Raw genomic sequence first — 24,956 nt, 5'->3', positions numbered from 1 at the left:
GCGTAGCATCGCTTTGCAATCGAGGGAGCGGCACGGTGCCGGCCCATCGGGTCCGATGAGGGCCGCCCGGAGCGTTCCAATGAATTTGAACCGGCCGCCTGGTGGCGGTTGCAGCGAGATCGAGAGCGATGTTGGAAACCCAAGTTCAGCATGACCTGCCACCCGGCTTTGCATGCGAAGCCGATTTCTCCGCGGTCGATAAGGTCCGTCTGATCGAAGCTTTGGCGCGCATCTTGCCGGTGGGTGCGCTGATCTACGACCCGGAGGACCTGCGCCCTTATGAGTGCGACGGCCTCACCGCCTATCGCGCAGTACCGCTGGCGGTGGCCTTGCCGGTCACCGAGGAGCAAGTGGTGGGGGTGCTGCGCACCTGTTACCAGATGGGCGTGCCGGTGGTGGCGCGCGGGGCGGGCACCGGGCTGTCGGGCGGGGCGCTGCCGCACTCCCGCGGCGTGCTCTTGTCGCTGGCACGTTTCAACCGCATCTTGCATCTGGATGCGCATTCGCGTACCGCGGTGGTGCAGCCGGGCGTGCGCAACCTGGCGATTTCGGAAGCCGCAGCCCCCTACGGCCTGTATTACGCGCCCGATCCTTCCTCGCAGATCGCCTGCACCATTGGCGGCAATGTGGCCGAGAACGCCGGCGGCGTGCATTGCCTGAAGTATGGTCTTACCGTGCACAACCTGTTGCGGGTGCGCGGGGTGACCATCGAGGGCGAGATCGTCGAAATCGGCAGCCACGCGCTGGACAGCCCAGGCTACGACCTGCTGGCGCTGATGACCGGCTCCGAGGGCATGCTGGCAGTGGTCACCGAGGTCACGGTGAAGCTCACGCCAAAGCCGGTGCTGGCGCAATGCGTACTGGCCGCTTTCGACGATGTGCTCAAGGCCGGTGACGCGGTGGCGGCGATCATCGCCGCCGGCATCATCCCGGCCGGGCTGGAGATGATGGATCAGCCGGCCACCGCGGCGGTCGAGCAGTTCGTGCAGGCCGGGTATCCGCTGGACGCCAAGGCCATCCTGCTGTGCGAAGCCGACGGCACGCCCGAGGAGGTGGCCGAGGAGATCGCGCGGGTGCGCGCGGTGCTCGAACAGGCCGGCGCCACCGAGATCCGCGTCTCCGGCTCGGAGGCCGAGCGCCTGAAGTTCTGGGCCGGCCGCAAGGCGGCTTTCCCGGCCGCGGGGCGGATCTCGCCCGACTACCTGTGCATGGACGGCACTATTCCGCGCCGCCGCCTCGGCGAGATGCTGGCAGCCATCCAGGTCATGGAAGGCCAATACGGCCTGCGCTGCATCAACGTTTTTCACGCCGGCGACGGCAACCTGCATCCGCTGATCCTGTTCGATGCCAACCAGCCGGGCGAACTCGAACGCGCCGAGCGTTTCGGCGCCGAGATTCTCGAACTGTCGGTGACCCTGGGCGGCACCATCACCGGCGAGCACGGGGTGGGCATCGAAAAAATCGGCCCGATGTGCACTCAGTTTGCCAGCGCCGAACTGGCGCAGTTCTTCCGCGTCAAGGCGGCTTTCGATCCGCCGGGGCTGCTCAATCCGGGCAAGGCCATCCCGACGCTGAACCGCTGTGCCGAATACGGCCGCATGCACGTCAAGGATGGCCACGTCCCGTACCCGGACATTCCGCGTTTCTGAGCGGGCGCCGAACGGCTCCCGTGTCCGCCGAAACGATGAACAAGGCCTGGATCCAGTTCCTGCTGGTCGCGGTGCCGGTGCTCTCGCTGGTGGGCGCCTGGCTCGCCCTGCGCGGGAGGGGCAGCGGCACAGATCGAACATCCGAAAGAAGGCATCAGAGAAATGAGCGACAGTCTCGACAGCATCCTGACCGAGTGGTCCGAGCGCATCCGCGCCGCGGCGGCCGACGGCACCGCGCTACAGCTGCGCGGTGGCGGCACCAAGGACTTCTACGGGCGCAGCCCGCGCGGCGAGCGCTTCGATACCACCGCCTACCGCGGCATCGTCAGCTACGAACCCACCGAACTGGTGGTCACCGTGCGTGCCGGTACACCGCTGGCCGAACTCGAGGCGGAGTTGGCCGGCCGCGGGCAGATGCTCGCTTTCGAGCCGCCGCATTTCGGCAGCGGCGCGACCGTGGGCGGCGCGGTCTGTGCTGGCCTGTCCGGGCCGCGCCGCGCCGCGGTCGGCGCGCTGCGTGACTTTGTGCTCGGTGTGCGGCTGATCGATGGGCGCGGTGAGCTGCTGCGTTTTGGCGGCCAAGTGATGAAAAATGTCGCCGGCTATGACGTGTCGCGGCTGATGGCCGGCAGTCTGGGCACCCTGGGCGTGCTGGTCGAAGTCTCGCTCAAGGTGCTGCCGCGCCCTGTGGCCGAAGCCTCGCTGCGCTTTGAAATGAGCGAGATCGAGGCCATCGATCGGCTCAACACCTGGGGCGGCCAGCCGTTGCCGATCTCGGCTTCCGCTTGGGCAGATGGTGTGCTGACCTTGCGCCTGTCAGGCGCCGAAGCCGCGGTCAAGACCGCTTGCGCCGCCTTGGGTGGCGAGCGTGTGGGCGAAGACGAGGCCGCTGCATTCTGGATTGGGGTGCGCGAGCAGACGCTGCCATGGTTTGGGGCCGATGTGGCCGGCGGCGCGTTGTGGCGCCTGTCCATGCCCAGCGCCGCAGCGCCGCTCAAGTTGGCTGGCGAGCAGTTCATCGAATGGGGCGGTGCGCAGCGCTGGCTGCGTACCGGGGAAGCGGCCGAGCGTATCCGTGAGCGCGCGGTGCAACTGGGCGGTCATGCCACGTTGTTTCGCGGCGATCACACCGGCGCGGTCTTTCATCCGCTGCCCGCGCCGCTTATGACCATTCACCGCCGTCTCAAGCACGCCTTCGATCCGGCCGGCATCTTCAACCCCGGCCGCCTCTACCCGGAATTCTGACCATGCAGACCCAGCTTGCCGACTTCATCCGCGACACCCCGCAGGGACGCGAGGCCGACGCAATTTTGCGCAAATGCGTGCATTGCGGCTTCTGCACCGCGACCTGTCCGACTTATCAACTGCTCGGCGACGAACTCGACGGTCCGCGCGGGCGCATCTACCTGATCAAACAGGTGCTCGAAGGTCAGCCGGTCACCGAGAAAACCCGCCTGCATCTGGACCGCTGCTTGACCTGCCGTGCGTGCGAATCCACCTGTCCGTCGGGTGTGCACTACAGCCGCCTGGCCGATATCGGCCGCCATGTGGTCGAAGAACGGGTGCCGCGCCGTGGCGCCGATCGTGCCGTGCGCTGGGCGTTGCGCGAGTTCGTTCCCCGCCCCAAGCTCTTTGGCTTGGCAATGCAGGCCGGCCGCATGGTGCGCGCCCTGTTGCCTGAAACCCTGCGCGCCAAGGTGCCGGTGGCACGCCCGGCCGGCCCCTGGCCGCAGCCGCGTCATGCGCGCCGCATGCTGGCGCTGGCCGGTTGCGCGCAACCGGCGATGGCGCCGTCGATCAACGCCGCCACGGCGCGCGTGCTCGACACCCTGGGCATCTCGCTGGTCGAACAGGCCGGCGCCGGCTGCTGCGGTGCGGTGCGCTTCCATCTGAATGACCAGGAGGGTGGACGGAGTGACGCGCGCCGCAACATCGATGCCTGGTGGCCGCTGGTCGAACGCGGCCAGATCGAAGCCATCGTCATGACCGCCTCGGGCTGCGGGGTGCAGGTCAAGGACTATGGCCATATGCTGCAGGGCGACCCGGTCTATGCCGATCGTGCGCGGCGCATTAGCGAACTCACCGTCGATGTGAGCGCGGTGGTGGCCGCTCAAGCCGACCGCTTGGGTGAGTTGCTCGAGGGGCGGCGCAACGAGGCGGTCAAGGTGGCCTGGCATGCGCCGTGTACCCTGCAACACGGGCTGAGGGTCCGCGGCGTGGTCGAAGACTTGCTGGCGGCCGCGGGCTTCGAACTGACACCGGTGCGCGACGCCCATCTGTGCTGTGGTTCGGCCGGTACCTACTCGCTGTTGCAGCCGACACTGTCGACCCGTTTGCGCGACAACAAACTCGCTGCCTTGTGCGAAGGCGGCCCAGCCTTGATCGCTTCGGCCAATATCGGCTGCATCTCGCACCTGCAAGGCGGCACCGAGCTGCCGGTGCGGCACTGGATCGAGCTGATCGACGCACGGCTGACCGGCGCGGCGCTCTGACCCGTGCAGCGGTGCACCCTGCCAGCGCGAGTGTGACATTTTTCACGAATCGACTCCCGGCGCTGCCTGGTCATGTCGATGCAGAGGCGCCGCGCAAGCGGCGCGGTTGCTATGATCTGCGACTTTCTTCATAGCGCTTTGACCCATGCCGCTCACCATCGAAACCTGCGTGGCCCGTCACACCGGAGACCGTAAGGAGCAGCAGGACCGCGTGGCGCTTTTCGCCCATCCGCAATTGCCTGCAACCATGCTGGCGGTGTTGGCCGACGGCATGGGAGGGCACACCGGCGGCGCCATGGCCGCCGAGCAGGTGGTGCTCAAGGCCAAGCAGAACTTCGAAGCCTATGCGCCGCGCTCGGAGTCGCCCGAGCACCTGCTGGCCAGCGTCATCAACGAGGCGCATCTGGTGATCAAGCTCACCCGCTTTACCAGCGAACAAGACCCGCACAGCACCGCAGTGGTGCTCATGCTGCAGCCCGGTCGCGCCGATTGGGCGCATTGCGGCGATTCGCGGCTCTATCACTTTCGCGGCGATCGACTGGTGTTCCGCACCCAGGATCATTCGCTGGTGGGCGAACTGTTGCGTAGCGGCAGAATCGATGAAGCGTCGGCGCTCGAGCATCCGCAGCGCAATGTGCTGCTGTCCTGCTTGGGTAGCGAGCGCGAACCCAGAATCGATCACGGCTGTCAGACGCCGCTTTTGGCCGGCGACAGCTTCTTGCTGTGCTCGGATGGTCTGTGGGCGTATTTTTCGGACCAAGAGTTGGGCAGCGCGGTCGCCAAGCTGCCGCCGCGGGAAGCCGCCCAGCAACTCATCTCGCAAGCGCGCGAACGGGCTGACGGCTACGGGGACAACATCACCGTGGCGATCGTCAGGTTGGTCGAGGCGCCGCCGCGTCGGTCTTAGCAGGCCGCCCGAAGCCGACCGGGCGGCACATCGGCACCGATGAGCGCTTGCGCCTGGCATCCATATCGGTAACATCCGATGAGCGCCGCGCGTACCCCCTTGGGTGCGCATGAGGGAGACAGCACAAAAACGGGCAGGGACGGCGCACATCCTTTCACACCCATCGACAGGGAGGAACGCTACATGCCTCTGATTATCGGAGTGCCTGCGGAAACCGTCCCCGGCGAACGGCGCTTGTCGGTCGTGCCGGAGGTGGTCAAAAAATACCAGGGCCTTGGCGCGCAGGTGCTGATGCAGGCCGGTGCCGGCCAGCCGGCGCATTTTCGGGACGAAGCCTTTGCCGGGGTCGAATTCGTCCCCGACGCCCAGGCACTTTTCGCCGCAGCCGACGTGTTGCTATGCGTGCAACCGCCGGCTTTCGACCGGCTTGGCGCAATGAAGCCGGGCAGCGTGCTGCTCGGCATGCTGCAGCCATGGAGCGATGCAGAGCGCACGAAGCTGCTGATGGACAAGCAGATCACCGCCTTCGCGCTGGAGCTGCTGCCGCGCATCACCCGCTCTCAATCGATGGATGCGCTGTCCAGTCAGGCTGCGGTGGCCGGTTATGAGTGCGCGCTGATCGCCGCCGACCACAGCCCCAAGTTTTTCCCGATGTTGACCTATGCCGCCGGCACCATCCGTCCGGCCAAGGTGCTGGTGATCGGCGCCGGGGTGGCGGGGCTGCAGGCGATTGCCACCGCACGGCGCATCGGCGCGATGGTGGAAGCCTACGATGTGCGCCCCGAAACCCGCGAGCAGGTCGAATCGCTGGGCGCCAAATTCGTCGATACCGGGGTCTCGGCGGCGGGCGCCGGCGGTTACGCGCGCGAGCTGACCGCGGAAGAAAAAGCCCTGCAAAGCGAACGTCTGGCCAAGGCGGTGAGCCAATGCGACGCGCTGATCACCACCGCGGCCATCCCCGGCAAGCGCGCTCCCTTGATCGTGACGGCCGACATGCTGCGCCGCATGAAGCCGGGTGCGGTGGTGGTGGATATGGCGGCCGAGAGCGGCGGCAACGTCGAAGGCACGGTGCCCGGCGAGAAGGTGTGGATCGATGACGTGCTGGTGATTGGACCCACGCATATCGCCAGCCGCATGCCGGTGCATGCCTCCGAGATGTATGCCAAAAACCTGTTCAATTTCATCTCGCCCTTCATCAAGGAAGGCACTCTGGCGTTGGACTGGGAGGACGAGGTGATGGCCGGCTGCTGTCTCACCCATGCGGGTGCGTTGCGCCATGCCGGTGTGAAGCAGGCGCTGGGACTTTGACCGGGGGAGGCACAGATGGACGGTATGACCGCTTTGTATATTTTCGTGCTGGCCGCGTTCACCGGTTACGAGGTGATCTCGCGCGTGCCGGTGATTCTGCACACGCCGCTGATGAGCGGTTCCAACTTCGTGCACGGCGTGGTGCTGGTCGGGGCGATGGTGGTGCTCGGGCAGGCCGATCCGGACAGCCCGCTGCAACTGGCGATCGGCTTCGTCGCGGTATTCCTGGGGGCGGCCAATGCGGCCGGCGGCTACGTGGTCACCGAGCGTATGCTGGCAATGTTCAACAAGGGTGGCAACAAGAAGGACGGGGCCTGACATGTTGAACGGATTCATCCAATTCTCGTACTTCGTCGTCGCCGTGGTGTTCATCCTCGGCCTCAAGGCGATGAGCTCGCCGGTGACCGCGCGACGCGGCATCGTCTGGTCTGGTTGGGCGATGGTGGCGGCCACCCTGGTCACGCTGCAAATGCCGGGCATGCAGAACTACGGTCTGATGATCCTGGCCATCGTGCTCGGCGGGGCGCTGGCCTGGTGGTCGGGCAAGGCGGTCAAGATGACCGACATGCCGCAGATGGTCGCCATCTACAACGGCATGGGTGGCGGTGCGGCGGCGGCGATTGCCGCGCTGGAGTTCGCCCGTGGCGAGGTGCACGGCGCCGTATCAGCCACGCTCGCGGTGCTGGGTGCGCTGATCGGTTCGGTGGCGTTTTCCGGCTCCTGCGTGGCCTTTGCCAAACTGCAAGGGATCATGAAAAAGGCGTTGCGGCTGCCGCAGCAAAACAAGGTCAACATCGTCCTGGCTGCGGTCACCGCGCTGTTGGGACTGGCGATCATCGCCGCCGATACCCCTTCCGGGGTGTTGATCGTGTTGTTCTTTGTGCTCGCCTTGGCGCTTGGCGTCATTCTGACCAGCCCGATCGGCGGGGCCGATATGCCGGTGGTGATTTCGCTGTTGAACGCCTTTACCGGTCTGGCGGTTGGTTTCGAAGGTTATGTGTTGGGCAATCCGGCGCTGATCGTGGCCGGGATCGTGGTCGGCGCCTCGGGGACGCTGCTCACCCAGTTGATGGCCAAGGCGATGAACCGGCCGATTGCCAATATTCTGTTTGCGCCACTTACCGGTGAGACCGGCAGCGCAGCAGGGCAGACGATCGAAGGCACGATGAAGGAACTGTCCGCGCTCGATGCCGCCGCCCTCATGCGTTACGCCAATAAAGTCATCATCGTGCCGGGTTATGGCATGGCGGTGGCCGGCGCCCAACACAAGGTATGGGAGATGGCGCAGTTGCTCGAAGAAGGCGGGGTGGAGGTGGTTTTTGCCATCCATCCGGTGGCCGGGCGCATGCCGGGACACATGAATGTGTTGTTGGCCGAAGCAGGTGTGCCCTATGACAAGATCTTCGATCTGGAGGACATCAACGCCGATTTTGCCCAGGCCGATGTGGCACTGGTCATCGGTGCCAACGACGTGGTCAATCCGGTGGCGCGCACCGACAAATCCAGTCCGATCTACGGCATGCCGATTCTCAACGTGGACATGGCGCAAAACGTCATCGTGGTCAAACGTGGCCAGGGCGCGGGGTATTCGGGTATTGAGAACGCGCTGTTCTATAAGGACAACTGTCGCATGCTTTACGGCCATGCGCAGCAGGCAATTGCCGAGGTGATTACTCACGTGAAGGCGTTGGAAGTCTGATGCCTGTCGGCGCGCACCGTCGTCTCAGATGGCGCGCGTCGTCGTTCAAGTCGGGCGGGCGCTGGGCCGTAAAAGAGACATGGCTGCTTGGTGCCGTTGGCTTACCGTGATGATTCCGTGTCGAACGCTTGCCGGACTGTTTGGTTTGCTGCTGGCCGTTGCGGCGCACGCGCAGCCGGTTGGCGCACCTGCGGCGGCCGGCAATGGCGCTGGGGCGGATGCCACCGGGCAAGCCGCCACAGCCGATGATCGCGCCTGGCGGGACACTGCTGCATACCCTTTCGCCGCTTGGGCCGATACCGCTTTGCGCCTGGAGTTGGTGGCCAAGGCCATGCAATTGCGGGAGTACTGCGCCAACCGGCGGGTGCCGGATGACTTTGTGCGGGAACGCTTGCGGCGTTTTTCGGCGCTTTCCGGTCGGCAGGAAGACTGTCGAAGCTTGCTCGATTACTGAATCCTGATCGGGTGCGGCAAGGGTGGGGCGGAGACGGCAAAGCGGGTTGACCGGGGTGCCGGTTCTAACGGGCTGTGGTGCGAGCGGCCAGAAAGCTGAGGAATTCGTCCGCGCTCAGCGGTCGGCCGAAAAGCGGACCTTGCTGAAGACTGCAGCCCAGCGCACATAAGAAGGCTTGTTGCGCCTGGCCTTCGACCCCGCGGGCAAATACTTCCAGCCCCAGTACGCCGGCCATGCTGGCCATGGCCTCGACCACCGCCTCGGCTTCTTCGCGCACCCCGACATCGCGCACCAGTGCGGGGTAGAGCTTGAGGGCGCGCAGCGGATAGCGTTTGAGCCGCGGGATCGCACACAGCCCGCGACCGAAGTCGTCGACGGCCAGCCTCACACCCAATGCAGCGAGTTTATCCAGCGTGTCGACGATGCGGCGGTGTTCTTCCTGCAGAATGACTTCATCCAGGTCCAGTTCCAACCGATCTGCCGCGAGCCCCGACACCTGCAGCGCGTTGACCACTTGCTCGACCAGTTCACCCTGCATGATTTGCTCGATGGCGATATTGATCGTCAGTAAGGGCGGCTGCCCTGCTACGGCCGGCCAACGCGCGGCCTGTCGGCAGGCGGTGGTCAGCACCCAGGTGCCCAGCTCGGCGATGAGGCCGTAGTCGCGAGCCGAGCGGGAAAAGCGTTGAAACGGAATTAGTCCCAGGTCGGGATGCCGCCAGCGCAGCAGGGCTTCGCCACCGCGCACACTGCCATGGCGACCGTCGACCAAGGGCTGAAAATGGATCTCCAACTGTTGGCGCTCGGCCGCATGACGCAGCTGAGGCCCCAAAGCACTGTGCTCGATGCGCACACCATGCATCGTGTCGGCGTAGTACTGATAGTTGTTGCCGCCCAGTTGGCGGACGTGGGCGAGCGCGGCGTCGGCATGCCGGGCCAGTTCGGCCAGCTCGCCGCCGTGCTCGGGGAATACCGCGATGCCAATACTTGCGCTCAGTTTGAGTTGGCGATTGCCGGCCTCGAACGGACGGCACAGAGCCGCCAGGATGGCCTCGGCGTATCGTCCGCAGTCGCTGTCCAGGGTGAGGTCGGGCAGCAGCGCTAGAAATGTGTCACTGCGTTCGCGTGCCACGGTGGCGCCGTCGGGCACGGCCCCCTGCAGCCGGCAGGCGATCTGCCGCAGGATGTCATCGCCGATGTGGTCGCCAAACTCGCGGTTGACCGCCTTGAAGTGATCCACATCGATCCGCAACAGCCCCACGCTGCGGTGGGTGTGGCGGGCGCGCTCGGCGGCTTCGCCAAAGCGGCGTTCGAATAGCGTTCTGTTGGCCAGTCCGGTCAGCATGTCGTGGGTTGCGACATAGTCTGCGCGCAACGCGGTCCGACTACGGGTCGACTGCGCGGCCAGCACGCCAACGTAGTACTGTACGGCGCCGTGCGGATTGCCGACGGCGGTTATGCTCACCAATGCAAAATGGGTGTCACCGTTATTGAGGCGGATGGGGAGTTCGCCTGTCCAGCGGCCGGTGAGCGCCAGCGCGCGCCGTAACGATTGGCCAAGGTGTGGGTCCGGCTGCTCGGCCAGCAGTCTCCACATATCCTTGCCCAGAAGCCCGTCTGCGCTGTAGCCGGTGGATTCGGCAAAAGTTTTGTTGATGGCCAGGATGCGATAGCGGGCATCGCTGACCAGAATCGGCTGGCGGGCGGCGTCGAGCACATCCAGCGCCATGCCGAGACCGGTATCGAGCGATATCGCTTCGGGCCGGACGGTATCGCCGGTTGTGGGCTGCACAGCGGACTGGGTGGGAGGGTGGCCGGTGCGCACGGAGCTGGTGGCGGGCTGTGGGGCGATGGCGGCTACCGGCGGCAGGATCAAGAGATGCCAGCCGGGTTTTGGGCCGGGTAGCACCCGCGCGCTGAGCGCCGGACCTGTGGGTGGTTGCAATGTCGCCAGCGGCGGCGCGCCGGCAGCCGGCCAGTTGACTGCTACACAGTCTTCGAGCTGGCGGCCGACCAGGGCGCTGCGCTCGATACCCAGGCTGCGCAGCGCTGCAGCGTTGGCAGCGGCAACGCCGCAGCGCTCATCGATGACCAGCACAGGTTGTTCCAAGGCCGCGGCCAGCCGTGGCCACAAGGTATCCTTACCACTGCCTTCGTTGGTGGGGTCGGCAACGGCTGCGGCCGCCAGGTCGGGGCTGAGGATCAGTGCGTGAATGCCGGGGCGGATACGGGCTGCGGCAATGAATTTGAGTTCGCGGGTGCCAGCGGGGGTGGCGACCTGCAGGCTGCCGCGCATTTCGCCTTGGATGAATAAGCGCGCGCGCGCAGCGAGGAAGGCGCGCTCGGAGGGAAAGATGTCGGCCAACGGTTGACCGGCAAGCTGGCGGTAGTCGCGCCCGAGCAGGCGGCAGGCGGCGCTATTGACTTCGAGAATGACCTCGTCGCCGGTGATGATCAGGCCCTCGTCGAGCAATTCGAGCAGGGCCAGATACAAACCGGTTTCCGCGCCTTCCGAAAAATCCGGCACAAAGGGCTCACTGGGATTTTGATCGCCCCCGGGGCGACGGGCTGCATTCATCGAAGCGGACATTTCCAGGTCGTCGGACGTCTTTAACGGCTGAGGTCCACGATACTTGAAGCCGCCGTGTCGATTGGCAAGAAAAGATAGGGTCGAAGCGGTTATTTCCGTCCCAGCCCGCCGAGCAGGAAGGCAACCGGGCGCTTGCCGCGCGCCGGGGCTTGATCGGCCTGCGGCCGGGTGTCGGGCGTCTTAGTAGCCGTTACCGTATCGCGGGGTTGGTAGGGTTTGCTGAAATCGAAGCCGTCTGGTGCGATCGTCGAGGCAAGCGCCCGCGCGCCGCCGGATGGGGTGCCAGATGCGCCCGGCTGTGCCGCGCGCGATGCACGGCCGCGGCTTGTCTGGGCTTGATCGCTGCCGCGGCGCGGGCGGCCGGCTTTGTTGCCAGCCTCAAAGAACTCCGGTTCGGGCTCGAAACCGGGCACGACTTGCTGTGGAATGTCCAGCTTGATCAGCTTTTGAATGTCGGCGAGCCAGTGTTTTTCTTCGGCGCACACCAGTGACACCGCATAGCCCTTGTGCCCGGCTCGGCCGGTGCGGCCGATGCGATGCACATAATCCTCGGCGGTATGAGGCAGTTCAAAGTTGATCACATAAGGCAGTTCATCGATGTCGATGCCGCGCGCGGCCACGTCGGTGGCCACCAGCACGCGCAACCGGCCGGCCTTGAAGGCTTCAAGGGTCTCGGTGCGCTGTTGCTGGCTTTTGTCGCCATGCAGAGCGTCTGCGGAGATTCCGTGGCGTGTCAGAAAATGGGCGAGGCGACCGCACACGATTTTGGTGTCGACGAAGACCAGCGCCTGGGTGTCGGGCTGATGGCGCAAAAGGTGGGCGAGCAGGTTACGCTTCATGCCGGCCGAGACTGGATGCACCACATGAGTGATGGTCTCGGACACCATGTTGCGGCGGGCGACCTCGATGAGCTGCGGGTTCTTCAGCATCTGGTCGGCCAGTTTCTTGATCTCGTCGGAGAAGGTGGCCGAGAACAGCAGGCTCTGGCGAGCGGCCGGCAGCAGGCCGAGGATGCGGCGGATGTCGGGGATGAAGCCCATGTCCAGCATGCGGTCGGCTTCGTCCAGCACCAGCATCTCTACCTGGGACAGTTGAATGGTTTTTTGCTGCACATGGTCGAGCAGGCGTCCAGGGGTGGCGATGACGATCTCGATGCCGCGACGTAACTCCTGGATTTGTGCGTTCATGTCGACCCCGCCGTAGATGCAGGCGGCGCGCAGCGGCAAATATTTGGCGTAGGTTTTGACCGATTCGAAAACCTGCATGGCCAGCTCGCGCGTCGGTGCAAGAATCAACGCGCGGGTGGGATGACGCGCTGGCGAGGTGCTGGTGTTGGCATGGCGCGCCAAGCGGTGCAGCAGCGGCAGCGTGAAACCAGCAGTTTTACCGGTGCCAGTTTGTGCGCCTGCCATGACATCATGGCCGGCTATGACGATGGGAATGGCCTGACGCTGGATCGGGGTGGGTTCAGTGTAACCGGCGTCGGCGACGGCTTTTTGCAGTTCGGGTATGAGGCCGAGTTCGGCGAAGCTCATGGGCGCCTTTTTGTGTTCCGTATCCACATGGTCGGAAGCGTTGGAAAGCGCAAGATTATACACCCAGCGAGAATCGTGACCGTTTTCAGGCCGTCTTTGGCCGAACCGCCGTCGGCGGATTACCTGCGCAGCGCCAAATAGGCGGTGACTTCTTCGCGGTCGTGATACAGATGTTTGATGCGCAGATCATAGGGGCCGACGCTGGCCAGCCGTTTGTGGATCAGCGCGCGACATTGCGCCACCGCATCTAGGCGGCGTTTCATCGGTAGCTTGAGGTTGAAAATGCTGCGCCGGCAGCGCCCGGTGGCGATCCAGTCGGCCACCAGCGCGGCGATTCGTGAGGGTTGTTCGACCATGTCACAGACCATCCACTCCACCGCGCGCGGCGGTCGCCAGGTAAAACCGTCGGCGCGCAGATGCTCGACCATACCGGTGGCCATGACCGAGGCGCTCAATGGACCGTTGTCCACCGCAGTGACATGCAGGCCGCGGCTGGCGAGCTGCCAGGTCCAGCCGCCGGGCGAAGCGCCCAGGTCCACTGCGCGCAAACCGGCACGCAGGCTGGTTTGACGCTCGTCTTCGCTGAGCAGGGTGATGAACGCTTCCGAGAGCTTCAGCGTGGAACGGCTGGGGGCCCCGCCGGGCATGCGCAGGCGCGGAATACCCATCGGCCAGGGCGAGCTGTCCTGTGGCATGGCCGCGGCCAACCAGGCGGTGGTGGCAGACTCGAACATCACATGTAGCACCGGCAAATCGGTTTGGTCGGGACGCAGCGCACCGGCCTGCTCCAGCGTGCGGCTCAAGGGAGCGGTGAAACGGCGGCAGAAGCCAGAGCGCTGTTTGGCTTCGTCGGTATCCGGGGTCTCCAGTACCAGCGCGCCAAAGCGTTGGCGGCTCGCCTTGACCGCGTCGCGCAGCGGACTGGCGCGATCGCGTTCGGGGAGATCGGTGATATGTGCGAACCACAATAGCAGTTGGCGGGCAAAAACCGGACGTCGCCAGTCGGCAAGGTCCTCGAAGGCGGTGGCGGGCAGCGCCTCCAAGCTCTGATAAACCGCAAAGCCGGTGCCGGGCTTGGCGCGCACATGGCCAATCAGACCGGCGCTGGCAGCCAGTTCGTCGAGTTCGGCGGCCAGCTCTTTTTCAAAACCGGTGCGGCAATATGCCAGCAATCCGGAAACCAACAGGCCGGCAGGCAGGGCGGATGACATAAGGTTCTGGGCGGGCGCGCGGTGCGCTGGGTATCATCGAAGCGAAGGCGCGGATGATAAGCTGCGTGGCCGTAAGCGCAAAGGAGAATGCAATGGAATACAGAGTGCTGGGTGAGGGCGGGCCGAAGGTGTCGGCGGTTTGCCTCGGAACGATGACTTTCGGGCAGCAAAACGATGCGGCGCAAGCGCACAGCCAGCTCGATTACGCGCTGGAGCACGGAATCAACTTCATCGACACCGCGGAAATGTATGCGGTGCCGCCACGCGCCGAAACCTACGGCGCCACCGAAACCATCGTCGGCAATTGGCTGGCGCGCCAGGCGCGCGAGCGTATCGTGTTGGCAACCAAGGTCGCCGGACCGGCTCGCAGTCTGGACTGGATTCGCGGCGGACCGGTGGCGCTGGATCGTGACAATATCCGCGCAGCGGTCGAAGGCAGTCTGCGCCGCTTGAAGACCGATTACATCGATCTGTATCAGCTACATTGGCCTGAGCGCAATCAACCGATGTTCGGTCAGTGGCAGTACGATCCGGCCAAAGAGCGCCCGTGCACACCGATCCGCGCCCAACTGGAGGCGCTGGCTGAATTGGTGGCCGAAGGGAAAATCCGCTACATCGGGCTGTCCAATGAACACCCGTGGGGGGTGATGCAGTTTGTGCGTTTGGCCGAAGAGCATGGCCTGCCGCGGGTGGTGTCGATCCAAAATGCCTACAATTTGCTCAACCGAGTGTTCGAGTACGGCTTGGCAGAGGTTTGCCACCGTGAGCGTGTCAGTCTGTTGGCCTACTCCCCGCTGGCTTTTGGCCACCTTACCGGTAAGTACTTGGAAAATCCCGCTGCCGCCGGCCGGCTGAATGAATTTGAAAACTTCGGCCAGCGCTATGCCAAGCCGGGCGTCGAGCCGGCGGTGCAAGCCTATGCGGCGCTGGCACGCAGCCGTGGCATCAGCTTGACGCGGCTGGCGCTGTCTTTTGTGTATCACCGCGGTTGTGTGACCAGCACCATCATTGGCGCCACCAGCATGGCGCAACTGGAAGAAAATCTGGCTGCCTGGGCGTATCGCCCCGACAGCGAGTTGTTGGCGCAGATCGACGACATACATCTGCGTTGCGCCAACCCCGCGCCTTAAGGAAAAGACGGCTGCGATGTACGCGCATGTCTTTCCTGCGGCCTGTGCCTGCGTGCGCAGTCAATGCGTGGAAGGCTTGATAGGTGTGAATGGTGCGCCGGGAACCAAAGTAGGGGCGCTGGAACCTTCGGCGCCCTGTGCGGACGGCGTGGGCAAGCGAACGATCTGCGATGGCACCTCCGGCAGATTGTGCTCCATCATGTAGTCGTTCATTTCCCGCCAGCCGGCAAACACAGCGGCCTTGGGCGCTTTGGGGTTGAGCGCGTAGCAGTCTTCCAGCGAGCGGCCGGTCTGTCGGCAGGCACCGCCGATGGCGCGCCCTTCGGCTTCGGCAATCATGGCCTCTTTTTGCGGGTCGGGCAGTTCGAGCAGGTCGGCCAGACGCTCACAGCCGAGCAGCATGGGCAAAAACAGCAAGGGGAAAAGGCGGCGGGCGACGGTCAACATAAATTTTTACAGCCTGTTTTAAGGCCTACACCGAAAAATATCGTCAGCGCAGACTAAATCTTGAATCACTTTGCAGGTGACCATGGTTATGAGGTTCTTTTCCGGCCCTTTGGTTCGTGTCGCACAGGTTTGTGTCCTGTTGTGGATGCATTTACCCGCCTACGATGCGTTTGCCCAGCCGCTGGCCGCGCGCGTCGGTTCAGCTCCCGCGGTGCAGGAAATCGAGCTGGCTCACCGCTTCGATCTGGCGCGAACCGAAGCCTTACAGGCTCTGGTCGATCGCTTCAACGCCAGCAGTAAGGATTACCAGATTGTATTGACCCGGCGCGATTGGCAGCAGGGGGCTGTGCCGCACTTGTTGGTGCTCGAAGGCGAGGACGAGGATCGCTTTCTGACCGGCAAACCCCGTTACCGTCCGCTCCACGAGCTGATGCGCTCGGCCGGGGTGCCGCTCAAAAGCGTTCGTCCGCCGTTGGCAATGACCCGTAAGCCGCTCGACGGTCAGGGGCGGCTGCTGGCATTACCGGTTGGGCTGACCACGCCGGTGCTTTTCGTCAATCGTGAAGCGTTCCGTCGCGCTGGCCTGGATCCTGCTGCGCCGCTCAACACCTGGCAAGATCTGCAAAATGCGCTCGGTCAGTTGTTCGACAGCGGCCATGCGTGCCCTTATACCGTGTCCGAACCCGCCCGTGTCATGGTGGAAAACCTCAGCGCCTGGCACAACGTGCCGATCATCGCGCGTCATGGTCGCACCGATGCTCCGGCGTTCAATGGGATGGTGCAGATCAAACATGTGGCCATGATGGCCAGTTGGTATCGCGCGCGCTATTTGCACCTGTTTGGGCGTGGTTGGGAGGCCGAACGGCGTTTCGCTTCCGGCGAATGCGCGGTGATCGCTGCCCCGTCGGCCAGTTGGGCTGCGTTTCGGCGGCAGACCGGGCTGGACGTGGGCGTGTTGCGTCTGCCGTTTTACGACGACTTTCCCGGCGCGCCCCAGAATACCTTGGCCGACGGCGCTTCATTGTGGGTGGCTGCGGGCAAAAAACCTGCCGAATATCGGGCAATTGCCCGCTTCATCGACTTTTGGCTGAAGCCTGAAAACCAGCTTGCCTGGCAGCGCGATGCCGGGTTTTTGCCGCTCAACGCGGCGGGCATGCCGGCCAGCACGAGTGAGCTTGCCGGTATCGATACCGACAATCTGAAGGTTGCGCTCAGCCAAATCAACAACAAACCCGCAACACAGGAATCCTCAGCCTCTGTGCTGGTTGGCCGCGAAGGCGTGCGCCGCATCCTCGACGAAGAGCTCGACTATGTGTGGGCCGATGTCAAACCCGCCAAAGAGGCGCTGGATACCGCGGTCGCGCGTCTGAGTGCATTGCCGGTTCGTTGAGAGCGAAGCAGTGATGAGCGCAACCTCGTGGCCGTGGCCGCGCGTGCTGGCGCACCGCTGCGGCGGTACGTTGGCTCCGGAAAATACCTTGGCGGGGTTGGCGGTCGCGGCGCGCTGCGGCTGTCGCGGGGTTGAGTTCGATGTCATGCTTGCCGCCGACGGTGTGCCGGTCTTGATTCATGATGAAACGCTGACGCGCACCACCAACGGGCGCGGACGGGTGGCCGATACGCCTTGGGCGGCGCTGCGCAGCTTGGATGCGGGAGGCTGGTTTGGCGAGCGTTTCGCCGGCGAGCCGCTGCCTTGTCTTCAGCAGGTCATGACGCGCTGCATCGAACTTGGCTTGGCGGTGAATCTGGAAATCAAGCCGGCGGCCGGTTTCGAGGCGGACACCGGTTGCAGCGTGGCCCGCGCGGTGCTGGCCGAGGCGCACCATTTCACCCCGCCGGCGCTGTTGTCGTCCTTCTCCGAGACCGCCTTGCAGGCTGCCGCGCGCGAGGCACCGCAGTTGCCTCGCGCGCTACTGGTCGAACATCTCCCCGCAGATTGGCAGATTCGTTGCCGCGCGCTCGGGGTGGTCGCGTTGCACATGGATCATGCTGCGCTGGATGCCGACACGGTGGCGGCGGTGCGTGCTGCCGGCCTGTGGTTGGCGTGCTACACGGTCAATGATCCAGCACGCGCTGTGGCGCTGTTCAGATGGGGCGTCGATTGCGTGATCACCGATCGTCCCGACCTGATCGGCGCCTGAGCGTTTGTCGGCGGATCGATTCGCGCTCAGAGGTTACTGTGCGCGCCTCTTTGTGTTGACGCCGCGCCAGCGCGCCTCCTACCATCGCGCTTTTTCGCGTGAGCGCCTCTGCCTTGTCCATCCAGCAGCTTTTCGCGCCGATCGCCGCCGACATGCAGGCGGTCGATGCGGTCATCCGCCAGCGTCTGCATTCCGACGTGGTGCTGGTCCGCCAGGTGGCGGAATACATCATCCATAGCGGTGGCAAACGTTTGCGTCCGGCGCTGCTGCTTTTGACCGCTGGCGCCATGGGGTATCGCGGCACGCATCATCATGAATTGGCTGCGGTGGTGGAATTCATCCACACTGCCACGCTGCTGCACGATGACGTGGTCGATGAGTCCGAACTTCGCCGCGGCAACAAGACCGCCAATGCCATGTTCGGCAATGCCGCCTCGGTATTGGTGGGCGATTTTCTGTACTCGCGCGCCTTTCAGATGATGGTGGGCGTGGGCAGCATGCGTGTGATGCAGGTGTTGGCCGATGCCACCAACATCATCGCCGAAGGCGAGGTCTTGCAGCTGCTCAACTGCCATGACGCGGATGTCGGCATCGAGGGCTACCTGCGCGTGATCCGTTACAAGACCGCCAAGCTGTTCGAGGCGGCCACCCGCCTGGGCGGTATCCTTGGCGGCGCTGCGCCTGACCTGGAAGAGCGTTTGGCGGCCTTTGGGATGCATCTGGGTACAGCCTTCCAGATCATCGACGACGTGCTCGACTACTCGTCCGACGAAGCCGCCACCGGCAAGCATCTTGGCGACGATCTGGCCGAAGGTAAGCCAACGTTGCCATTGATTCACGTCATGCAGCAGGGTAGTGCGGAACAGGCTGCCTTGGTGCGCAAAGCGATCGAGACCGGCGGGCGGGATGATTTCGAAGCGGTGCTGGCCGCCATCCAGGCCACCGGCGCGCTGGAAGCAAGCCGCCGCCATGCACGCGCCGAAGCGCAGCGGGCCGTCGATGCACTGGACGCATTGCCCTCTTCCATTTTCAAGGATGCACTGCTACAATTATCGGACTTTGCAGTTACGCGAGATCACTGATCAATCAGTCGGCCTTGTGTAGTGTGCTTTCGGGGAATAGCTCAGCCTGGTAGAGCACTGCGTTCGGGACGCAGGGGCCGGAGGTTCGAATCCTCTTTCCCCGACCACAGAATCATGAAAAACCGCCGTTACCGGCGGTTTTTTCGTCTACGTATCGTATCCATCGCAGCGGGCAGGCCGCTATGCTGTCAGCCGCGTTCGATGCCGAGCAGGTTGCGCACGGTGAGCCCTTCGCCGGCAAGATGGGTGAGCAGTTCGCGCTGGTGCGCGAAATCCCGGGTTTCCATTTGCAGGATCACTTCGGTCATGCCCACCGGGACATGCAGTTCGCCGCGGCGATGCTCGACATGGCGAATGTTCATCCCTAGTTCGGCAACGTTGCGGATCAGCCGCAGCAATTGGCCGGGGGCGTCGCTGATGGTGACCGCTACGCTCATCAGCCGGCCGCTGGAGGCTAGGCCGTAATCGATCGAGCGGCCCACCAGGGTCATGTCCACATTGCCGCCGGAGATCACGCACACAGCGAGGTCTTTGTCCCGTAGCGAGATTTTCTTCTGCATCAGCGCGGCCAGGCCAACCACGCCCGCACCTTCGCCAATGGTGCGGGTGCGTTCGAGCAGGGTGACGATCGCTTCCGCAATGGCGTTGTCGTCCACAGTGACGATTTCATCCACATACCGCGCGATCACTCGTCGGGTAAGTTCGCCGGGTCGCTTGACCTTGATGCCGTCGGCGATGGTGTGCGCGCCGGGCGGCACTTCTTCGAGCGAACCGTCGACCAGGAAACGACGGTAGGGCGGGACCGCTTCAGTCTGCACGCCGACGATGCGGATCGCCGGGTTCTGTAGCTTGAGCGCCAGCGCGATGCCCGAAATCAACCCGCCGCCGCCCAAGGGCACGATGGCCAGTGTCATCTCCGGCGCGTCCTCGAACATCTCCAAGCCGCAACTGGCTTGGCCGGCGATTACGTCCCAATCGTCATACGGATGAAGAAAGGTGAGTCCTTCATCGGCAGCAATACGCCGAGCCTGGTCGGCAGCTTGCTCAAGGTTCTCACCCACAAGGCGCACGTCGGCGCCCAGCTTGCGGCAGGCTTGCACCTTGGTGATCGGTGCGTTGACCGGCATCACCACGACTGCGCGCAGACCGGCCAGTGCCGCGGCGCGCGCCACGCCTTGAGCGTGGTTGCCGGCCGAGGCGGCAATGACCCCTGAGGGGCGATGTTGGCTCAGCAGACGGTCGATTTTGTGGGTGGCACCACGTAGTTTGAACGAGCCGGTGCGCTGCAGATTCTCCAGTTTGAGCTGCAATGCCACGCCAAGCTCTTCCGATAAGGGGTCGTTCTGCCATTGCGCAGTGTGGATCACCGCGTCGGCGATGCGCGAGCGCGCCTGATGCAAGGCGGGCAGGTCGAGCGGAATCTGAAGCATGCAGTCGTCCTCGATCATACAGGGCTGTCCGGATGCTGACAGCGGAGCGGAGTCGCGCAAATTGGGGGCGGCCCGCATTGCCAGCGCAAGGATAGTGAAAAAACAAAGCCGCCCGTAGGCGGCCTTGTTGGCAGTTTTGCGGGCGACGGTTTTAGCGATAGCCGGCGCGGTCAAAAATACGCTGAGCCTCGGCAACCGAGCCGGCCAGTTTGCTCATCGGCAGGGTGTCGACCTTGAATTCGCCCAGTTTGTCGAGCGCCGGGTTGTTGACCTTGACCGAGGCGACCGCCGGCCATTCATTGTTGCCGTCGGCAAAATAACGCTGAGCGTCATCGGAGGCCAAGTACTCTAGGAATTTGAGCGCAGCTTCTTTGTTCGGCGCATGCTTCAGAATGCCTGCACCGGAGACATTGATGTGGGTGCCGGTGGTTTTCTGGTTTGGCCACACCAGGGTCGCAGCTTCGACCACTTTCTGGTCTTCGGGGCGGGTGGAGTTCATCAGGCGGGCGTAGTAATAGCTATTGGCAATGGCCACGCCGCATTCGCCCGCGGCCACTGCACGGATCTGGTCGGTGTCGCCGCCGCGGGGCGGGCGTGCAAAGTTGGCCACCAGATTGCGCGCCCATTCTTCAGTTTTTTCAGCGCCAAGGTGCTGGATCAGCGCAGCGCCCAGCGAGAGGTTATAAGGGTGGCTGCCCGAGCGGGTGCAGACCTTGCCTTTGAGTGCCGGGTTGGCCAGGTCTTCGTAGTTTTGCACTTGCTCGGCCTTGACCAGGTCCTTGTTGAACACGATCACCCGCGCACGGGTGGAGAAGGCGATCCAGGTATCGGTGCGCAGATGGGCGGGAATGCGCGCTTCGAGCACCGCGGACTTGACCGGGGCGAACAAGCCCATTTCATCGGCTTTGGCCAGGCGCGAGGCATCTACCGTAATCAGGATGTCGGCCGGACTGTTGGCGCCCTCATTGCGCAGCCGCTCGATCAGCTCATCTTCCTTGGCTTCGATACGGTTGATCTTGATGCCGGTCTGCTTGGTGAAATTGCCGTAGAGCGCTTCGTCGGTCTGGTAGTGACGGGCGGAGTAAATGTTCAACTCCGGCTGGGCGAGTGCGCCGCCGGCGTTCAAACCCAGCGCGGCGAGAAGGGAGACAAACACTGCCTTTTTGATCATGGTGGAACGACCTTCCTGGTTGCGTGAATGGACAGAGCAATAGTAACGAGATCAATTCGCAGTTGCAAATGGGTCGCATTATGTTTATCGTTACTGCGAATCATTCGCAACAAGGAGAGCGAGATGAATGCACTGATCGTTGGCGCTGACCGCCTTGGCAACATTCCCGATGTGCTGCAGCAATTCGGTATCCGTATTGCTGCGCATGTGAGCGGGCGCGACACCACACACCAGCGTCGTAGTGCGCCCTTGCCGGCGGGCATTCAAGTGGTGATCTTATTTACCGATTTTCTGGGTCACAACGTGATGCAGCGCTTTCGCGAAGCAGCCAGCCGTGAGGGGGTGATGTTTGTCTGTTGTCGACGTTCGGTGTGCGCTTTGCAGCAGGCACTGGGGCGGCGTTTGAGCGAAGACGAGTGCGGGCGCTGCGCTGCGGGGGACGGTTGCAAGCGCAAGAAGCGTTGAGCGGCTAGGGTTGGCAACGGGCGGGCACACAGCCCGCTGGCCGCCGGTCAACGCATATCGGGCAGGGTCGAAGGCAGGTGGTCTTCATTGACCAGGCGACGCGCGCCGTTAAAGCGTTTGGCCCAGTAGGCAGCGCCGATGTCGTCCACCCGTACCGATCCGCCGCGCGCCGGGGCATGCAAGAAGCGGCCGTTGCCCAGGTAGATGCCGACGTGCGAGAAAGTGCGGCGCATGGTGTTGAAAAACACCAAGTCGCCCGGTTGTAGTTCGCCGCGGGTCACCCGGCTGCCCAGGCCGGCCATTTCGCGTGCGGTGCGTGGCAGGTCTAGTCCCAGTGCATTGCGGAACACGGTCTGCACCAAGCCGCTGCAGTCCAGGCCGGTTTCCGGCGATTTGCCGCCAAAGCGGTAGCGGATGCCCAGGTAGCTCATTGCCTGGTTGACCAGCTCCTGCGCCGCTTCGGTGTAGCCGGGGGCAAGCTCGGCGGCGTTGGACGAGGATAGCGCATCGTCGGCGCGCGCTCCGATCGCGGCGAGGCCGGCAGCGACGAAAACGAGGACGGAGAGGATGGGACGTAAACGCATCGGGCGGACTATACGCATCGACGCTGCGGCTGTAAATCGGCAGCGTGCGCGGATGTGTGAGCCGACGACCTAAGCCGGCGTGGTGAACTGCCGACGTGTGCGTTCCAGTTCTGCCAGCGCGCGTGCGGTGGCAGCACCCAGGCGGGTGGCATGTCCCTGCAAGGCAATGAATAGCTGGGCTATGGCCCAGGCGTCACCCAGGGCGTGGTGACGCTGGAAGGTGTCGATCCCGAAGATCGTCATCCATTGCGCCAGCCGGGTGGGACCGTCCAACTCAGGGCGGAATACCGCCGGCAGCAGCCAAAAGAGATCCAGCCACAAGGCTTCGGGCTCGATTTTCAGCCACTGCGCCCACAAGCGCTCTAGCGCCATACGGTTGAAGCCGGCATTGAATACCACCCGCGGCAGCTTGCCACAGAAGTGCAAAACTTCGACGAGGGTGTCGGCTGGATTTTCATCCACAGGCACGTATATCGACTGGCGGGGGTCGATCATCCCTGCGTCGATGATGATCGCGCCGATTGCCAGCACGCGGTCGCGCTCGAGATCCAAGCCGGTGGCTGCGGTGTTGATGACCACATAGCGGGCGTCGAAGTGCGGCCGATCCAGATCGGGCGGCGGTAGGGCCTGCCAGCGCAGCAGCGTATCGCGGATGGCAGGCGCAGATGTGGATGCTTCGCTGCGCGGGCTGCGTAGGCGATCCAGCCAGTTCATAACTGGTAGTCCAGGCGCAGGCGCGACTGCAGCTTGCGGGCCTGACGGAAGGCTTCTTTGAGAATGCCGCGGTCCAGATCATTGAGCGTATCCGGGCGCAGCGTGTTGTCGCCTGGCGCGTCATGCTCGGTGTTGAGATTTTGTGCGCGTAGGCGCAACGACTGGATGAAGTGAAAGCCATCTACGATGGCGGCGACTTCCGTTTGCGGTATGCCCATTTTTTCTGCCGATTGGCGCAGGCGCTGTGCTGTGCCGCTGGCTTCGACGCCGGTGTGAAGGGCGAAAATACGTGCGGCGTCCACGAAAAGGCGCGCGCCGGTTTTTTTGAGATCCAGGGTGCCGTCGTCGTCGACCACGAAATCTCTCAGGCGACCGAGTGGCGGGGCAACTTGCAGCGCGTTGATTGCCATCATGCGACGAAAGGCGGCATTGTTTTTGGCGGTTTTGTTGAGCCAGGCGCGCAAGTGGTCACCTAGGCTGGCGTTACCGTAGAGCACCCGGAAGTCAAAGAAAATCGAGGCGTTGAGTAAGGCCTGAGGGTCGGGTTCGCTGATCCAGCTGCCAAAACGGTGACGCCACTGTTGCGGCGTCAGGCAAAGTTCCGGGTTACTGGCCATGACATTGCCCTTGCACAGCGGAAAGCCGCAGGCCGCGAGGTCTTGGTTGACATCCCGGGCAAAAGCCAGCAGGCGAAGCTTCGACGTGTCTTTGTCGTCCGACTCGGGGCGGACGAAGATCAATCCGTTGTCTTGATCGGTAGACAGAGTCTGCTCGTGGCGACCTTCCGAGCCGAAGGCCAGCCACGCGAAGTCGAGGCCGGCAAGGTCGTGGCGCGTCAGGGCGAGCGTGATGATGCGCTGGGTCAGCGCGTCGTTGAGCGCCGAGATGAAACGGGTGAGCTGTTCGGCGCCGATGCCTTGCGCGATCAAGCTCAGGGCAAGTTGGCGGATCTCGAGGGCGGCCTGCTGTAGGGTTTCGATATCGGTGGCGTGCTCGATGCCGGCACGCACTTGGCGTAAGCCGATGCGCTGCAGCTCGAATAGATCGTGTTCGGAGAGCACGCCAGCCAGCCGCCCTGCCGTGTCGGTGACCAGCAGATGGCGCACGCCTTGGCGGGCCATTTCCAGTGCTGCGTCGTAAGCCAAGGCACTGGCCGGTAGCGTGCACGGCGCAGGGCGCATGATCTGGGCCACCGGCTGGGCAAGGTCGAAGGCGGCCGGCTCCCTGCGGGACAGCAGTTCGCCATAAGTGAGCATGCCCACCGGCTGAAGGTCTGCGTGACACACCGCGATGCAGTCGATGCCAAGCTTGGCCATCTGGTCCAGGGCGGCCTGCGTGGTGGTGTCCGGGCTCACCCACGCTGGCGTGCGCTTGAGCAGCTCGCCCACAGGCGTGGTCATGGTTTGCTGTTCGGCGGCGCGCTGGGCAAAGGCATCTTGAAGTTGCTGGCGGGCCTGCCCGAGCAGTTTGGCGATATGCCGGGTGCAGAACAGATGGAAGACCGGGCTGATGCGCAATAACTGGCCAAAGTCATCGGCACTGAGTTGGTAGATGAAGCTGTCTTCCTGCGCGATGTAGGTGTGGGCTGCGGGGCTTTGAGCGAGCAAGGCGTCGAGCGGAAAGCAGGCCCCTGGCCCCAGGGTAAGATGGCTCAACTCTCCGGCCACGTGCTGCAAGACTTGAACGGTGCCGTGCCGGATGATGTAAAGATGACGCGGCTGCCCCATGTCCGGGTTGAGTAGGGTGCGACCGCGGGCGTGAAAGCCGAGTGCGGCGCGTTGGGCGACAAATGCCAGCGCTTCGGCCTCTATGCGGTCGAAGGGCGCAAAGTGCTTGAGAAAATCCGAACCGGCGCGGGCGAGCAGTTCGGGGGCGGTCGTGAGCATGGGGTTTGGGCGCTGCTTCAAGGGATCGTCCAGGAAGCCGATACGCTCGGCCGGCAAGCCT

The 24,956-nt window shown here is 63.9% G+C and carries 22 protein-coding genes and 1 tRNA gene; 14 read left to right on the top strand and 9 right to left on the bottom strand.

Annotated elements, in window-relative coordinates; genetic code table 11:
• Window positions 1-128 precede the first annotated feature (128 nt).
• The 8 genes from DIE29_RS09510 (at window position 129) to DIE29_RS09475 (ending at window position 8,509) form a co-directional block, all read left to right on the top strand.
• Window positions 129-1,649 (top strand): FAD-linked oxidase C-terminal domain-containing protein, encoded by a 1,521-nt coding sequence (locus DIE29_RS09510; RefSeq protein WP_114649752.1) that lies wholly within the window; start codon window positions 129-131, stop codon window positions 1,647-1,649.
• A 162-nt stretch (window positions 1,650-1,811) separates the two neighbouring features.
• Entirely contained in the window at window positions 1,812-2,894 is a 1,083-nt protein-coding gene (gene glcE / locus DIE29_RS09505) for a glycolate oxidase subunit GlcE (protein ID WP_114649751.1), read from the top strand.
• A gap of 2 nt (window positions 2,895-2,896) precedes the next feature.
• Window positions 2,897-4,141, top strand: a complete 1,245-nt coding sequence (gene glcF, locus DIE29_RS09500; protein WP_114649750.1) for a glycolate oxidase subunit GlcF — start codon at window positions 2,897-2,899, stop codon at window positions 4,139-4,141.
• Between the two features lie 145 nt (window positions 4,142-4,286).
• Window positions 4,287-5,048, top strand: a complete 762-nt coding sequence (locus DIE29_RS09495) for a PP2C family protein-serine/threonine phosphatase (RefSeq protein ID WP_114649749.1) — start codon at window positions 4,287-4,289, stop codon at window positions 5,046-5,048.
• A 183-nt stretch (window positions 5,049-5,231) separates the two neighbouring features.
• Window positions 5,232-6,356: an NAD(P) transhydrogenase subunit alpha gene (locus DIE29_RS09490; RefSeq protein WP_108079854.1), complete on the top strand. Its 1,125-nt coding sequence runs from the start codon at window positions 5,232-5,234 to the stop codon at window positions 6,354-6,356.
• A 15-nt stretch (window positions 6,357-6,371) separates the two neighbouring features.
• Window positions 6,372-6,674 carry an NAD(P) transhydrogenase subunit alpha part 2 gene (locus tag DIE29_RS09485; protein WP_102041339.1) on the top strand — a complete coding sequence of 101 codons (303 nt, stop codon included), beginning with the start codon at window positions 6,372-6,374 and terminating at the stop codon, window positions 6,672-6,674.
• A gap of 1 nt (window position 6,675) precedes the next feature.
• Window positions 6,676-8,055: an NAD(P)(+) transhydrogenase (Re/Si-specific) subunit beta gene (locus DIE29_RS09480; protein ID WP_114649748.1), complete on the top strand. Its 1,380-nt coding sequence runs from the start codon at window positions 6,676-6,678 to the stop codon at window positions 8,053-8,055.
• 79 nt (window positions 8,056-8,134) lie between these two features.
• Window positions 8,135-8,509 (top strand): hypothetical protein, encoded by a 375-nt coding sequence (locus tag DIE29_RS09475; protein ID WP_237269436.1) that lies wholly within the window; start codon window positions 8,135-8,137, stop codon window positions 8,507-8,509.
• 64 nt (window positions 8,510-8,573) lie between these two features.
• Here the strand turns inward: DIE29_RS09475 and DIE29_RS14835 are convergent, their stop codons facing one another.
• The 3 genes from DIE29_RS14835 to rlmM all read right to left on the bottom strand — a co-directional run bounded on the left by DIE29_RS14835 (window position 8,574) and on the right by rlmM (window position 13,845).
• Window positions 8,574-11,087 carry a putative bifunctional diguanylate cyclase/phosphodiesterase gene (locus tag DIE29_RS14835; protein ID WP_237269435.1) on the bottom strand — a complete coding sequence of 838 codons (2,514 nt, stop codon included), beginning with the start codon at window positions 11,085-11,087 and terminating at the stop codon, window positions 8,574-8,576.
• Between the two features lie 101 nt (window positions 11,088-11,188).
• Complete coding sequence (locus DIE29_RS09450; RefSeq protein ID WP_114650303.1) at window positions 11,189-12,634, bottom strand: DEAD/DEAH box helicase; 1,446 nt, start codon at window positions 12,632-12,634, stop codon at window positions 11,189-11,191.
• Window positions 12,635-12,753: 119 nt separating this feature from the next.
• Complete coding sequence (rlmM, locus tag DIE29_RS09445) at window positions 12,754-13,845, bottom strand: 23S rRNA (cytidine(2498)-2'-O)-methyltransferase RlmM (RefSeq protein ID WP_114649747.1); 1,092 nt, start codon at window positions 13,843-13,845, stop codon at window positions 12,754-12,756.
• Window positions 13,846-13,937: 92 nt separating this feature from the next.
• On the opposite strand from rlmM, the gene DIE29_RS09440 reads away from it, so the two are divergent.
• The gene (locus DIE29_RS09440) at window positions 13,938-14,975 is read left to right on the top strand and encodes an aldo/keto reductase (RefSeq protein ID WP_102041343.1); all 1,038 of its coding nucleotides are present in this window, start codon (window positions 13,938-13,940) and stop codon (window positions 14,973-14,975) included.
• A 60-nt stretch (window positions 14,976-15,035) separates the two neighbouring features.
• Here the strand turns inward: DIE29_RS09440 and DIE29_RS09435 are convergent, their stop codons facing one another.
• Window positions 15,036-15,422, bottom strand: coding sequence for a hypothetical protein (locus DIE29_RS09435; RefSeq protein ID WP_114649746.1), 387 nt, complete (start codon window positions 15,420-15,422; stop codon window positions 15,036-15,038).
• A 145-nt stretch (window positions 15,423-15,567) separates the two neighbouring features.
• Between DIE29_RS09435 and DIE29_RS09430 the strand changes: the two genes are divergently transcribed.
• The 4 genes from DIE29_RS09430 to DIE29_RS09415 all read left to right on the top strand — a co-directional run bounded on the left by DIE29_RS09430 (window position 15,568) and on the right by DIE29_RS09415 (window position 18,752).
• Entirely contained in the window at window positions 15,568-16,812 is a 1,245-nt protein-coding gene (locus DIE29_RS09430) for an extracellular solute-binding protein (RefSeq protein WP_102041345.1), read from the top strand.
• A 13-nt stretch (window positions 16,813-16,825) separates the two neighbouring features.
• On the top strand, window positions 16,826-17,563 hold the full coding sequence (gene ugpQ / locus DIE29_RS09425; RefSeq protein ID WP_205409720.1) for a glycerophosphodiester phosphodiesterase: 738 nt from the start codon (window positions 16,826-16,828) through the stop codon (window positions 17,561-17,563).
• Window positions 17,564-17,676: 113 nt separating this feature from the next.
• On the top strand, window positions 17,677-18,645 hold the full coding sequence (gene ispB / locus DIE29_RS09420; RefSeq protein ID WP_102043139.1) for an octaprenyl diphosphate synthase: 969 nt from the start codon (window positions 17,677-17,679) through the stop codon (window positions 18,643-18,645).
• Window positions 18,646-18,675: 30 nt separating this feature from the next.
• Window positions 18,676-18,752 (top strand) — tRNA-Pro (locus DIE29_RS09415).
• Between the two features lie 81 nt (window positions 18,753-18,833).
• Here DIE29_RS09415 and ilvA read toward each other — a convergent pair.
• Window positions 18,834-20,075, bottom strand: a complete 1,242-nt coding sequence (gene ilvA, locus DIE29_RS09410) for a threonine ammonia-lyase (RefSeq protein ID WP_114650302.1) — start codon at window positions 20,073-20,075, stop codon at window positions 18,834-18,836.
• Between the two features lie 151 nt (window positions 20,076-20,226).
• Window positions 20,227-21,246, bottom strand: a complete 1,020-nt coding sequence (locus DIE29_RS09405) for a Fe(3+) ABC transporter substrate-binding protein (protein WP_114649744.1) — start codon at window positions 21,244-21,246, stop codon at window positions 20,227-20,229.
• A 123-nt stretch (window positions 21,247-21,369) separates the two neighbouring features.
• Between DIE29_RS09405 and DIE29_RS09400 the strand changes: the two genes are divergently transcribed.
• Window positions 21,370-21,711, top strand: coding sequence for a DUF2325 domain-containing protein (locus DIE29_RS09400; protein WP_114649743.1), 342 nt, complete (start codon window positions 21,370-21,372; stop codon window positions 21,709-21,711).
• A 47-nt stretch (window positions 21,712-21,758) separates the two neighbouring features.
• Here the strand turns inward: DIE29_RS09400 and DIE29_RS09395 are convergent, their stop codons facing one another.
• From DIE29_RS09395 to DIE29_RS09385, 3 genes are all read right to left on the bottom strand, one after another.
• Window positions 21,759-22,295 (bottom strand): C40 family peptidase, encoded by a 537-nt coding sequence (locus tag DIE29_RS09395; RefSeq protein ID WP_114649742.1) that lies wholly within the window; start codon window positions 22,293-22,295, stop codon window positions 21,759-21,761.
• A gap of 69 nt (window positions 22,296-22,364) precedes the next feature.
• Complete coding sequence (locus DIE29_RS09390) at window positions 22,365-23,009, bottom strand: 3'-5' exonuclease (RefSeq protein ID WP_114649741.1); 645 nt, start codon at window positions 23,007-23,009, stop codon at window positions 22,365-22,367.
• Window positions 23,006-24,895: a DUF294 nucleotidyltransferase-like domain-containing protein gene (locus tag DIE29_RS09385; protein ID WP_114650301.1), complete on the bottom strand. Its 1,890-nt coding sequence runs from the start codon at window positions 24,893-24,895 to the stop codon at window positions 23,006-23,008. Before DIE29_RS09385 ends, DIE29_RS09390 begins: the two co-directional genes overlap by 4 nt.
• Window positions 24,896-24,956: the final 61 nt, after the last annotated feature.

It is taken from the genome of Pseudothauera hydrothermalis (genome assembly GCF_003345255.1).
Lineage (GTDB): Bacteria > Pseudomonadota > Gammaproteobacteria > Burkholderiales > Rhodocyclaceae > Pseudothauera > Pseudothauera hydrothermalis.
This window is presented reverse-complemented; position numbering and strand designations above follow the sequence as displayed.

Bases quoted from the DNA above. Each gene is read 5' to 3' on its own strand.
- DIE29_RS09510 (WP_114649752.1), top strand. From the start codon at position 129: ATGTTGGAAACCCAAGTTCAGCATGACCTGCCACCCGGCTTTGCATGC.
- glcE (WP_114649751.1), top strand. From the start codon at position 1,812: ATGAGCGACAGTCTCGACAGCATCCTGACCGAGTGGTCCGAGCGCATC.
- glcF (WP_114649750.1), top strand. From the start codon at position 2,897: ATGCAGACCCAGCTTGCCGACTTCATCCGCGACACCCCGCAGGGACGC.
- DIE29_RS09495 (WP_114649749.1), top strand. From the start codon at position 4,287: ATGCCGCTCACCATCGAAACCTGCGTGGCCCGTCACACCGGAGACCGT.
- DIE29_RS09490 (WP_108079854.1), top strand. From the start codon at position 5,232: ATGCCTCTGATTATCGGAGTGCCTGCGGAAACCGTCCCCGGCGAACGG.
- DIE29_RS09485 (WP_102041339.1), top strand. From the start codon at position 6,372: ATGGACGGTATGACCGCTTTGTATATTTTCGTGCTGGCCGCGTTCACC.
- DIE29_RS09480 (WP_114649748.1), top strand. From the start codon at position 6,676: ATGTTGAACGGATTCATCCAATTCTCGTACTTCGTCGTCGCCGTGGTG.
- DIE29_RS09475 (WP_237269436.1), top strand. From the start codon at position 8,135: ATGGCTGCTTGGTGCCGTTGGCTTACCGTGATGATTCCGTGTCGAACG.
- DIE29_RS14835 (WP_237269435.1), bottom strand. From the start codon at position 11,087: ATGAATGCAGCCCGTCGCCCCGGGGGCGATCAAAATCCCAGTGAGCCC.
- DIE29_RS09450 (WP_114650303.1), bottom strand. From the start codon at position 12,634: ATGAGCTTCGCCGAACTCGGCCTCATACCCGAACTGCAAAAAGCCGTC.
- rlmM (WP_114649747.1), bottom strand. From the start codon at position 13,845: ATGTCATCCGCCCTGCCTGCCGGCCTGTTGGTTTCCGGATTGCTGGCA.
- DIE29_RS09440 (WP_102041343.1), top strand. From the start codon at position 13,938: ATGGAATACAGAGTGCTGGGTGAGGGCGGGCCGAAGGTGTCGGCGGTT.
- DIE29_RS09435 (WP_114649746.1), bottom strand. From the start codon at position 15,422: ATGTTGACCGTCGCCCGCCGCCTTTTCCCCTTGCTGTTTTTGCCCATG.
- DIE29_RS09430 (WP_102041345.1), top strand. From the start codon at position 15,568: ATGCATTTACCCGCCTACGATGCGTTTGCCCAGCCGCTGGCCGCGCGC.
- ugpQ (WP_205409720.1), top strand. From the start codon at position 16,826: ATGAGCGCAACCTCGTGGCCGTGGCCGCGCGTGCTGGCGCACCGCTGC.
- ilvA (WP_114650302.1), bottom strand. From the start codon at position 20,075: ATGCTTCAGATTCCGCTCGACCTGCCCGCCTTGCATCAGGCGCGCTCG.
- DIE29_RS09405 (WP_114649744.1), bottom strand. From the start codon at position 21,246: ATGATCAAAAAGGCAGTGTTTGTCTCCCTTCTCGCCGCGCTGGGTTTG.
- DIE29_RS09400 (WP_114649743.1), top strand. From the start codon at position 21,370: ATGAATGCACTGATCGTTGGCGCTGACCGCCTTGGCAACATTCCCGAT.
- DIE29_RS09395 (WP_114649742.1), bottom strand. From the start codon at position 22,295: ATGCGTTTACGTCCCATCCTCTCCGTCCTCGTTTTCGTCGCTGCCGGC.
- DIE29_RS09390 (WP_114649741.1), bottom strand. From the start codon at position 23,009: ATGAACTGGCTGGATCGCCTACGCAGCCCGCGCAGCGAAGCATCCACA.
- DIE29_RS09385 (WP_114650301.1), bottom strand. From the start codon at position 24,895: ATGCTCACGACCGCCCCCGAACTGCTCGCCCGCGCCGGTTCGGATTTT.